A 518-nucleotide genomic window follows, 5' to 3' on the forward strand; every position below is an offset into this window, starting at 1 on the left:
GTGCAGTTGAATTTTAATCCGCGAGGCGTTTATATGCGCCCCGCGATAACAACCGATTTTCTCTAAAGTTTTGGCCCTGCCTCAAACTGGGTCAGGTTGTCGGTTATTTCTAACCACGGCGCTTTTGACGCCACGAAAATATGAAAGCTTGGTTTGTGAGATGGGGCATCATCCAATACACCTAAGCGAATATTGACGATTCCGTTATTCTTTTTCGAATACAAACTTGAGCCGCAATGGCGACAAAAACATAGCTCGGTATTTTCACTTTTCTGATAAGTTTGAATATCCTCTTTCCCTTGGATAATGAGCAACTTACCTAGAGCAATACCGCCCGCCGATGAATAGTCAGAGCCAGTAAATTTTCGACATTCAGAGCAATGGCAATTGCCCATGTATTTGAATTCATCCGCCACTTCGAGTTTTACCTTGCCACACAGACATGAGCCTTTGAGTACTTCCATTTGAGTCCCTTTTTTATTATGAACCTACGTGAGGTTGGTGATGGTCTCGTCACC

General features: G+C 43.6%; 1 protein-coding gene. It reads right to left on the reverse strand.

What is annotated here, in order from left to right:
• Positions 1–62: 62 nt before the first annotated feature.
• Positions 63–464, reverse strand: a complete 402-nt coding sequence (locus tag R7P74_RS29395) for a GFA family protein (protein WP_318124271.1) — start codon at positions 462–464, stop codon at positions 63–65.
• Between the last annotated feature and the right edge of the window lie 54 nt (positions 465–518).

The organism is Vibrio sp. 2033, from assembly GCF_033339735.1.